Origin of the sequence: Leptolyngbya sp. PL-A3, from assembly GCF_039962325.1 — a bacterium.
In the GTDB taxonomy this organism is placed as follows: domain Bacteria; phylum Cyanobacteriota; class Cyanobacteriia; order Elainellales; family Elainellaceae; genus Vacuolonema.
The window spans coordinates 175,573-186,273 of record NZ_JAMPLB010000010.1 but is presented as its reverse complement, the minus strand read 5'-3'; the positions used below and the strand labels follow the sequence as shown (position 1 = coordinate 186,273).

The 10,701-nt window shown below is 50.8% G+C and carries 9 protein-coding genes; 5 read left to right on the top strand and 4 right to left on the bottom strand.

Going from position 1 to position 10,701, the window contains the following annotated elements:
• Window positions 1-143: 143 nt before the first annotated feature.
• Window positions 144-2,225, bottom strand: coding sequence for a hypothetical protein (locus tag NDI52_RS10695; protein WP_190771853.1), 2,082 nt, complete (start codon window positions 2,223-2,225; stop codon window positions 144-146).
• Between the two features lie 280 nt (window positions 2,226-2,505).
• Window positions 2,506-3,276, bottom strand: a complete 771-nt coding sequence (locus NDI52_RS10690; protein WP_190771852.1) for a MarC family protein — start codon at window positions 3,274-3,276, stop codon at window positions 2,506-2,508.
• A 261-nt stretch (window positions 3,277-3,537) separates the two neighbouring features.
• Here NDI52_RS10690 and crtO point away from each other — a divergent pair, with 261 nt between their 5' ends.
• The 5 genes from crtO (at window position 3,538) to NDI52_RS10665 (ending at window position 7,644) form a co-directional block, all read left to right on the top strand.
• Window positions 3,538-5,232: a beta-carotene ketolase CrtO gene (gene crtO / locus NDI52_RS10685; RefSeq protein WP_190771851.1), complete on the top strand. Its 1,695-nt coding sequence runs from the start codon at window positions 3,538-3,540 to the stop codon at window positions 5,230-5,232.
• 503 nt (window positions 5,233-5,735) lie between these two features.
• Window positions 5,736-6,125, top strand: a complete 390-nt coding sequence (locus NDI52_RS10680; RefSeq protein ID WP_190771850.1) for a 6-pyruvoyl tetrahydropterin synthase family protein — start codon at window positions 5,736-5,738, stop codon at window positions 6,123-6,125.
• 10 nt (window positions 6,126-6,135) lie between these two features.
• Window positions 6,136-6,774: a 7-carboxy-7-deazaguanine synthase QueE gene (locus NDI52_RS10675; RefSeq protein WP_190771849.1), complete on the top strand. Its 639-nt coding sequence runs from the start codon at window positions 6,136-6,138 to the stop codon at window positions 6,772-6,774.
• 9 nt (window positions 6,775-6,783) lie between these two features.
• On the top strand, window positions 6,784-7,497 hold the full coding sequence (gene queC, locus NDI52_RS10670; RefSeq protein WP_190771848.1) for a 7-cyano-7-deazaguanine synthase QueC: 714 nt from the start codon (window positions 6,784-6,786) through the stop codon (window positions 7,495-7,497).
• A 15-nt stretch (window positions 7,498-7,512) separates the two neighbouring features.
• Entirely contained in the window at window positions 7,513-7,644 is a 132-nt protein-coding gene (locus tag NDI52_RS10665) for a hypothetical protein (RefSeq protein WP_277874844.1), read from the top strand.
• Between the two features lie 10 nt (window positions 7,645-7,654).
• On the opposite strand, the gene NDI52_RS10660 is transcribed toward NDI52_RS10665, so the two are convergent.
• Entirely contained in the window at window positions 7,655-8,587 is a 933-nt protein-coding gene (locus NDI52_RS10660; protein ID WP_190772013.1) for a zinc-binding dehydrogenase, read from the bottom strand.
• Window positions 8,588-8,727: 140 nt separating this feature from the next.
• Window positions 8,728-10,695, bottom strand: a complete 1,968-nt coding sequence (locus NDI52_RS10655; protein WP_190772012.1) for a LysR substrate-binding domain-containing protein — start codon at window positions 10,693-10,695, stop codon at window positions 8,728-8,730.
• Window positions 10,696-10,701: the final 6 nt, after the last annotated feature.

The window sequence follows — 10,701 nt, the reverse complement described above, 5'->3', positions numbered from 1 at the left end:
AAGCCAAGAGTATCTTTCGCTATGGTTTCGACCACCTGCGTCAAATCCTACTGAATCTGGAGTTATTCATCGATGAGTTTTTCCACGTCCTTCAATTTTTGTCCTGTACCTAGCATTCCATGCTGTTTCTCCTAATCAAGTCTTTAGTTAAGCAACCCCGATACAGAAACTGCCGAAGATTCTGGCCTATCCGCCTCTACTCTGACCGCCTCCGGCAGAATGGTGGGCTCATCGTCGATCGCCAGCAAAAATTGAATTAATGCGGTCTGATCCTCCGGACTGAAACCGGCCCTGGCATCCACCCAATATTCATGGCCGCTGCCATCTGCATGAATCATCTGCAAATCGGGGTTCTGACGATTGGCGGTGACGGCAACTTGCCGTAGATTGCGATCGAGTAGGACCCGCAAGCTGGCCTCTGGATCGGGTTTGCGGTTCTGTACCAGCGTGCCGGCCAAGCCTATCTCATCCGGATTGGCAACGCTATAGCTGCCGTCTGCGTCCTGTTGCAGGGCAGTGGCGGTGGCAGCCGCCCCACCATCATGAAGATAGGGAGCCGTCACATAAAGCCCCACCAAGTTCTGCACCTTATAGCCCCCATTGCTGTTGAACGCGTAGGCAAGCTCCTGGTTCTGTTCGGGAGTAATGTCTGTGGGAACCGAGAGAATTTTGGGCTCTGTGGGCAGTGGCACCCGAATATTGGCGGGATAGGTTTCAGGGGGCACCATCGCGGGTGGCAATTTCGCCAGGGCTGTGGCGCGGGAGGGCTGTGACTTCACTTCCTCGATAGGAATGACATCGTGGTTGGTGAAATAGCGACCGCTATGGCACTGAGCGCAATTGGCATTGGCAAATACTGCGGCCCCTTGCTTAAGGGTGTCCGGCTCGACCTCAAAGGGATAAGGGGGTGGCGCCAGGGTGTTCTGGTAGGCGGACATGCCATTGACCTGACTGGCGAAAGGCTTACCGGGGGAATTAGCCACCAGCCCATCCAGAATGAAGACGGAACCTTTGGGAAATCCTGGCATTCGCACCACCTGATTGAGGCCGGGAGTGCCGGGGGTGGGGTCGCCTTTCTCAAAGAATTCGGATGGTTTTGCTCCATCGGGTAGCCGAAATCTCGAATCTGCGGCGTTTTGCAGCATTGTCCCCAGCATGGTCTCCTGGTCCATCCCCAGCAAATATTTGCTGAAGTAGGCTCCGGTAGTGGGGTCGGAGTTGACGGCATGAACGTTGTTGTTGAGGGTGGTCAACCCGTGGAACCAGCCCACTGAAGCGAAGCCACTCCAACCATAAGGGTAGGTGTCGTGGGTGTAGGAGGACGGAATTTGGGCTGGATTGTTGACGTTATCGGGGCTGGAATCGAAATTCCCCGGTGCCCAGGCGAGTAGCTGTGCATCGACGGCATCTTCCAGAGCTTTAGCATCGGGCAGTTTCACCGTTTGACCAAAGCCGTTAATGTAGGAGCGATCGCCCAACCCCACGGTCAACGGATTCACCCCCGTTTGCCGGAACATGGCGGCAGAGTTAGTGGCGAATGCCTGCAACAATCCTGAATCTAAATCACTGTTGGGGGCACCTTCTAAAACACGCCCAGTTTCGGCATCAACGGTGGAATGGCAGACAGCACAGCTTAAACCAACCCGCAGCTTTGCACCTTCTTTATGGGCAATCATTCCCAGGGGCAGCAGGCTACCTTTCGGTACATCCAGTCCCGTATTCAGCACGGTTCCCGCTGGAAAGTTGCGGCCTCCAACGGTGACATCCTGATCCAGCTTAATTTGCAGGTTGGTTGTGGGTTGCCCTTTCAGAGCCAGAATCGCTTTGCCCATGCTGATGGGGTTAATAGGACCTGCGATGGCCCCCACCACATCGGTAAAGAAATACTCGTTGCCGAAGGTTTCCCGGTAGAAGGCATCGCGTCCTAACTCAATCAAATCATCCGTAATGGCAAGGGCACCCTGTTCGGGGGCTAGTTGCACGCGACCCGCTTCTGTTTGCCTTAAAACGTCTGCCTCTTCTGCACTCACAACTCGGCCCAGGATATCAAAGGAACCAACCTGAGAAGGCGGAGCCTGGGTAACGGGCGTGAAGGTATTTTTGAGGTCAGGGGCTTTCGTGGGAAAGGTTAATTTGATGTTGTAGGCTAACAGGACAACGCTAACCAGAACGATCAGAAGTGCCAGAATGGGGCGGCGTTTGGGGGTATTGATGCTATCCGACATCGGTAATCTAGAGCCTGCTTAGCCAGAAGGTGCATATCTCCGATACCATCGCAAATTTGGAGTAGGGCTATATCTATCCCATGAGCGAGTTGGAATAGGGAGGCAGGCTGAAGTTTAAAGGGGCGATCGCAATTCCTCCTTGCGGTAGCACGATCTCATACCTCCTGCGAGAGCTTTCCTTAAGGATTAGGGTTACTGCAAGCTGAGCTTCCTTGGGTGAGAGGTGTTTTGGAACATCCAAAAGGGCTTAGCCTGCAGGATGGTTGACTCAAGTGATTGATTAAGGCGTTGGGAGATCAAGTTTCCAGGACGATCGCCCTTCTGTGGCGGGTTTTGCTTCGGATGGTCCTGGTGTCGGGGCGGCGGGAGGCCGGGGACGAAGCGTGTAGTGAATTTCCACGTCTCCATAGGTAACTGGGTTGTCGGTAACCAGAGCGCTCTTCAACACATCACTGGTACCGCTGGCAATATATTGAACGGCCAGGGCTGCCAGCAAAACGCCCAAAACTCGGGTAACAACATTGATGCCGGTTCGCCCAAAAACTTTGGCTAACCAGGTCGCCAGGCCGAAGAGCCCATAAGTCAGGAGCAACACGAGGGCGACGACGCCTAGAATGAGCGCAAAACCCAGGCGATCGCCATCTACCTCACTGGTAAAAATCAGCAAGCTGGCTAAAGTCCCAGGACCCGCGAGCAAAGGAATGGCCAGCGGAAATACACTCACATCCTCTCGCTGTTGGGCTTCTTGCTCTTCTTCGGGGGTTTCTCGCTCCTGCTGGGCGAACACCATGTCAACACCAATCTTGAGAAGCAGTAACCCAGCGGCAATTTCAAAGGCTTCGAAACTAATGCCCAGGTAGCGCAGCAGTAGATTACCCGTAAAGCTAAAAACGAGCAAAATAACGGCTGCCACCAGCACCGCTCGTCGGGCAATGCGATTCTGCTCTTCAGGAGGATATTTGCCCGTCAAGCTAATAAATAGGGGCAGTAAGCCAACCGGATCAATGACTACGAAGAAGGTCAAAAAAGCTCTAGCAAAAAGAGAAAGCATAGGGAGGGAACCGTAAGGGAGCTGGCACGGGCTAACGGCAGAGGTCTTTTATCGATCTACCTGTTACGGTAGATGCTTTCTGTCTTGGGGTGATTCAAGCTGCACATTAAGGCTTGTGGATTAAACAATGCGAGATAAACGTTTTGAGCGGCTGAGCTGAGCATTTAGCCCGTCCTACAAGAATTGCAGTTTATCTGATTTATGCTGCAGAGTCTGTCTCTGAATTGCCTGTACTTGTGTTTACCGGGATAGCGCTTTCGCATGGAAACCTATGACGTTGTTTTGATTGGGGCAGGACACAACAGTTTGGTGTGTGCTGCTTACTTGCTAAAAGTGGGTTACTCCGTTCTGTTGCTGGAAAAGAATTCCATTCCCGGAGGAGCGGCCACCACAGAAGAGTTGATGCCAGATGAGGCACCCGGGTTTAAGTTCAACCCCTGTGCAATCGACCATATCTTTATTCATCTGGGACCTGTGGTTCAGGAGTTAGAACTGAATAAATATGGTCTGGAATATCTTTTCTGCGATCCGGTTGTGTTTTGTCCACACCCCGACGGCAAATATTTTCTAGCCCATCGCTCTGTCGAAAAAACCTGCGCCGAAATTGCCCGCTTTAGCCCCCGCGATGCTCAAAAATATGCTGAATTCGCCGAGTTCTGGCAGCGGGTTGTTGGGATGCTCATTCCCATATTTAATGCACCACCCAAATCTGTGGTGGATATGCTGGGCAATTATGATTTAAACAAGCTCAACGATGTTTTTTCCCTGATAGGTTCTTCGGATAAGACCCTGGATCTAATCCGAACCATGTTCACCAGCCCCATGGATCTGATCAATGAATACTTTGATTCAGAATTTCTCAAGGCTCCTCTGGCGCGGTTAGCGGCGGAACTGAGTACGCCGCCCTCCCAGAAAAACATGGCAGTCGGTTCCATCATGATGACCCTGCGCCACAACCCGGGTATGGCTCGTCCTCGCGGTGGAACGGGAGCTTTATCCAAGGCATTGGTTCGGTGTGTGCAGGATTTGGGCGGTATTATTCGCACCGAACAGGATGTGCAAAAAGTACTGGTGGATGAAGGCAGAGCCGTTGGGGTGCGCCTTGCTAATGGCAAGGAGTATCGAGCCAAGGACGGTGTGATTTCTAGCCTGGATGCTCAACGTCTGTTTCTTAAGCTTGTGGACCCGAAAGATGTGGATGCAGCGAATCCGGAGCTGCGGGAACGGGTCGATCGCCGTATCACTAACCACAACGAAGCTATTCTCAAAATCGACTGCGCCCTATCCGAGCCACCACGCTTCATCCATCACCAACACCGGGATGAAAACATGATGGGTGCTGTGCTGATTGCTGACTCGGTGGCTCAGGTTGAACTGGCCCACACCGACCCTAACATCGGCAGGATTCCCCTGGAAGACCCATCCATGTATGCGGTTGTGCCAACCATTCGCGACCCGTCGATGGCTCCTGAGGGCAAACATACCCTATGGATTGAGTACTTTGTTCCCTACCAGATTGCTGGTGCCGAGGGCACTGGGCTAAATGGTACGGGTTGGACGGAGGAACTGAAGAACAAAGTGGCCGATCGCGTCCTGGCAAAATTTGCCGACTATGCTCCCAATGTCAGTTCCTCGATCATTGCCCGTCACATTGAAAGTCCTCCAGAACTGGAACGCCGTATTGGTGTTACCAAGGGCAACTACTATCACCTGGATATGACCTTTGACCAGATGATGTTTTTCCGCCCACTGCCCGAGTTGGCCAACTACAAAACGCCGATTGAGGGACTATTTCTGACAGGGGCAGGCACTCATCCGGGTGGCTCGATCTCTGGCTTGCCAGGTCGCAACTGTGCGCGGGTTTTCTTGCAAACGCAACGGCCCCTGGTCCAAGCCCTCACGGATGCTGGGGAAATGATTAAATCTACCGCCAGTTCGCTCTTTAACCTCTCATAGCAGGGGTTATGGAACGTGTTAACCCTACACGTTCCATCGTTGGTGTTTAGGTTTCATCTTGCATAGCCGCTAGCCTGCACCCCAAGAAGATCAGTGGTGTCTTCTTGGGGTGTAGGTTTTGTGACCCTATAAATAGCAAGGTGCAAGTGCGTTAAGACAGCGTAGTAGCAACGTTGCCTACAATGCGACGATTACGCGTTTGAACCTACTGTAATGTGATGCGTTATCTAGGATGTTATGGGTTTCATTCATAACATCCTAGATAACTGCGTCAGTGCCGAATAATATGCGAATGGCTCAGGCATAGAGGCTTGACCCGGTTCAGCAATATAGATTAGTGTCCTATGTTTAGCCCACACAGCATTGGAAAAGGCTGGTGATCTTGCAAGCTGGAGTTTGTTTGAGTCGTAAATCGATGGATAGCTAATGACTTCCATTGCATCGTGATTGTTCCAGTTCAATCAATTTGTGATGTGCGGAAGTGGGAATAAGGATGTTCGCAAATGCCTAAATGGAAATTGACAACCGAGTTTACGTTTGATGCTGCCCACTACATCCGAGATTATGATGGGCCCTGCGGTCGTATGCATGGGCATACCTATCGTGTACGCCTGGAAGCAGCCTCTCGCCAGTTGCACGCTTCTGAATATTGTCCCCATGCGGTGATGGTGGCGGATTTCCGAACTCTGCGTTGGGCAAAGCGTGATGTTCTCAAGGGAGGATTAGATCATTGCGTTTTGAATGAGGTGTTACCCGAAGGGTATGAGACTACGGCTGAGATGATTGCTCAGTTCATTTATGACAAGACCAAAAAACAATTACCTGAAGGGGTAAGCCTCAAGGTTGCGGTGTCTGAGACGCCGGGCTCTTGGGCCGAGTACGAGGATGACTAAAGAGGAAACGATGACGATTTCAAGCGCAACGCAGACCGAGCTTTATTCAGAAGAAACCGAGGTGCCGGTTGTCGAGACGTTTCACTCAGTTCAAGGGGAAGGGGCATGGGCTGGAACCAGTGCCTTTTTTATCCGCCTGGCAGGTTGTGATGTTGGGTGCTCCTGGTGTGACACAAAGCAGTCATGGAGTGCCCGTCGTCATCCTGTACGCAGAACGGCTGACTTGATTGCCGAGGCAAAAGCAGCAAACCCGGCGATCGCCATCATCACAGGCGGTGAACCCCTCATGCACAACCTTGGTTCTCTCAGCACCGGATTAAAAGCCGCTGGTCTGCCCGTGCATCTTGAAACTTCTGGAGCCCACCCGTTTAGTGGCATCTTTGATTGGGTTACTTTCTCCCCAAAACAATCTAAACCCCCTCATCCAAGTATCTATCCACACGTGGGTGAATTGAAGGTCGTCGTTGCCAATGCCGCTGACTTGGAATGGGCAGAGCGCCATGCGGCAAAAGTGCCAGCCAATGCCATGAAACTTCTACAACCGGAATGGAATACCTCTGACAGCTATTCCCTCATTTTTGATTACGTTCTGCGCCATCCTGAGTGGCGAATTAGCTTACAAACTCATAAATTCACGAATATTCGATAGGAGTCACCGATGAGCACCCCCAAGGCGATTGTTTTGTTATCCGGTGGTTTGGATTCTGCGACTTCGGCGGCTCAGGCGATCGCCGACGGTTACGACCTGATCGCCCTATCACTTCACTACGGCCAGCGCCACGATCGCGAACTCGATGCTGCCAAACGCGTCGTCGAGCATCTGGGAATTAAAGAACACTTCGTTGTGGATGTGAACCTGGCCCAGTGGGGTGGCTCTGCGCTCACGGATCAGGCGGTTGACGTGCCAACAGGTGGTGTGAAAACTGGCGAGATTCCTAATACCTATGTGCCGGGGCGGAATACAGTGTTTTTGGCGATCGCCCTCTCCCTGGCCGAAGCCAAAGGAGCCGAAGCCATTTACCTTGGCATCAACGCTGTGGACTACTCCGGCTATCCCGACTGCCGTCCCGATTATCTGGCCGCTGTTCAACACCTTGCAACTCTCTCCTGCAAAGTCGGGTTGGAGGGCCATGCGCCCAAACTTGTAGCTCCTTTAGTTATGGATTCCAAGGTGGATATTGTCCACCGAGCCTTGCGATTGGGGGTTCCCATCCATTTCACCTGGTCGTGCTATCAGGGTAATGATGAACCTTGCGGAGTTTGTGACTCTTGCCGAATTCGCGATCGCGCCCTGATTGAAGCCGGTAGATCTGACCTCGCGTCACAGGTGGGGCAGTCCTTGTATGAGCAGGAGACAACTACTTCTATGTGATGGGTTTAACTGGTGATGACAGCGATCGCCCAATGGACAGCCTACTTCCTGCGGGCCCACGTCTATCAAGACAGAGAGGCTTGTCAAAGAATTAATGGGAGCGATCGCCCCCATTCATGGTTACAGTGCTTAGCGTTGCTGAATTAGATCAACAAGCTTACTCCCGAACTTGAAGCACGATTTTGCCACGGGTGCGTCCGCTCTGGCTCAACTTATGGGCTTCTACTACCTGGTCTAGCGGTAGCACGGTTTCAACAATCGGTTTGACCTGCCCTTGATCAATGAGTTGTGCCATCTCGGTTAGCCAATCCGCTCTGGGTTGAATGAAGACATAAGCACTCCGGCATTGATGAGCAGCCGCTTTTTCTTCAGGTGGAGGCGAGATAACAGAAACTAAAATGCCACCCGGTTTCACAACTTGCCAGGAACGTTCTTGAACATCCCCACCCACGGTGTCAAACACCACATCTACAGGATTAACAACGTCCTCAAACTGAGTGGTTTGGTAATCAATCACCTCATCAGCACCCAACTCCAACAAAAAGTCTCGGTTTCGAGCTGAGGCTGTGCCTATCACATGGGCCCCTTTCCAATGGGCAAACTGAACGGCGTAGCTTCCGACACCGCCTGCTGCCGCATGAATCAAAACTCGTTGCCCTGGTGATAACTGAGCGGCTTCAAATAGGCAGTGCCAGGCTGTAATTCCTGCCAGAGGCACTGCTGCGGCATGAACGTGATCAACGGTTTTGGGCTTAAGTGCGACTTCTGAAGCTTTGACAGCGACGAACTCTGCATACGTGCCATCCCGTTGAATATCAGGGCGCGAGTAGACCTCATCTCCCGGCTTGAAGGTAGTCACATTAACACCAACGGCTTCCACAACCCCAGACACATCCCATCCCAAAATTAAGGGTAAATCGTAATCAATAAAGCCTTGAAGATATCCTTCCCGGATTTTCCAATCCACTGGGTTGATAGCGGCGGCATGAACCCGAATCAAAACGTCGTCTTCGGCGATCGCCGGTAAAGGCACATCCTCGTACGTCAGAACCTCTGGGCCTCCGTAAGCGTGAATGCGAACTGCTTTCATCGTCGTCATCGCCCTTCTCCTCGGATGTTTCGTCTTGATTCTAAAGAATCTACGTCATACTTGCATATTCAGGCTTTCTGTATCTTGTTGTGGATGGTGTGCTTTTCACCGCATACACAGCAAGTGGTGGAGCCTAAATCCTAATGTTGATGCATTTGTTGAATAAAGTCTGATTGAACCCATTGGTTCAAATTAATGGCTTTTAGGCATTCGTTACCCGGTATCTGGGTGAGTTGCTGGATGTGTAAATTCAACCAGTCCGGACGAACCGTAGTTTCTGAGAAGAAGCGCCCAGGCTGATTGTGATAGGAGGTGCTTAACGTTTGGGAAACGATCGCCGGATCAACGCGTGTCCACTGGCTGACTAACTTAAGTGCTGCAGGGGTTTTGTCATACCACTGTTGGGCGGCAGTTAAAGCTTTCAGATAGCCGATCACAACCTCTGGATAAGCGTCTGCTAATGCAGCACGCACAACCACACCATAGAATACAGGCAAATTTTCTAGACGCTGATTGCAGAGATAACGAAAATTTCCCTCGCGACAAGCGACATCATGGAATGGGGCAAAGTGGGCGTAACTATCGGCTAAATCAGTTGGGAATTCAAATTTCTTAGATGGTTTTGGATGCTCGAGGGAAGTGAGTTGAACATCACTGAGAAGATTGGCCGCTTGTAGCGATCGCATCACCATACCATGCGCGGAAGAATGAAAAGGAACGGCCAGCACTCGGCCTCGCAAGTCTTCAATACTTTCTAGATTTGATTCATTAGGCACAATCATTGCATTGCAAGAACCATCCGGATTGGATGATACAAAGCTAACCAATCGAGTTTTTTGTGCGTCTGTCTTTTCTGCTTGAATCGCACTCAACAAGAGTGGGTAATCTCCTAATATGCCAATATCTAACTTTCCAGAATGCAATCCCTCAATAATGGGTGCGCCTGTTGCAAAGTCAGGCCAGCGAATTTGATACTGAGTATTACTGTAGCGTCCATCTTTTGGTAAAAAGTGTTCCAACAAACCCAACCGCTGCATAATTAGCCCCGCTGTGATCGCTGGAATCGTACGGTTCTGCACCCCAATGGATAACGTGAGTGTTTCCGGTTTGCGGGGATTGGAATCACGCAGGAGAAAGTTGGGCGATCGCAATCGTACACCTGAAGCACTGTTCATCGGCTTAGTTTGCTGAATCAGCGCAACAAACTTTTGAACTGGATTGAGATGAATAGCCTTCTGGGTTTTCAAATTCGTTTCATTCGAGGACTCAAGCTGCTTTGACGTTAGAAGATATATATTCCCAGCGAGAGCAAACTCTTGTAATGAAATAGCGGTAACGTTTTTCGATTGACAATCCAGTTTGAAATCAAACTCAGATGCAAATCCCACATAACTCCCCTGGGTAATGTAAGTTCGCATTAAGCTAACGGTGTCAACGGTTTCGAGCCGTGGAAATGCTGCTAACGATAACCCCAATTCTGAAAGTCGTGACTCAAGCACGAGCCGACTGGGAGAACCTTCGGGCAGTACAACCCAAGCACTCTGTTTTAAGTCTTGAATGCTCAGCCAGCTCTGCTTGGCTAACGGATGAGTTGAGGCGACAAAGGCAGAGTAATGGATGCCATCGATGCAGGTTGCATGAATATCTGACCCATCAGAGCTGACATCAGAAAAGCCGACATCAACCTGTCGGTCAGTCATGGCTCGATATAGTGCTTCGACTGATTCAAAAACAACACATTGGGTTTGAATTTCAGGATATTTCTGGCGGTAGTTAAACAAGATATTGGGTAGCCAGCCCTCGGCGATCGCCCCAGTACAACCAATCTTTAAGTTGCCAACTTTTCCCTGCTTAATTTCTTCAATTCCTTGCAAAAGCTGATTCTCAACCTGAATTAATTTGGGTGCTTCTTCCAACAAAAAACGCCCTACTTCAGTTAGCTCAACTTTTCGCCCGACTCGACTAAATACTGAGGTTCCCAATTCGGATTCCAGGGATTTAATTTTGGCACTCACCGCAGGTTGCGTCAGATTCAGAACATCCGCAGCATCCGTAAAACTGAGATGTCGGGCAACCTCTAGAAAAACTTTAATTTGGTAGATTTCCATGGATTT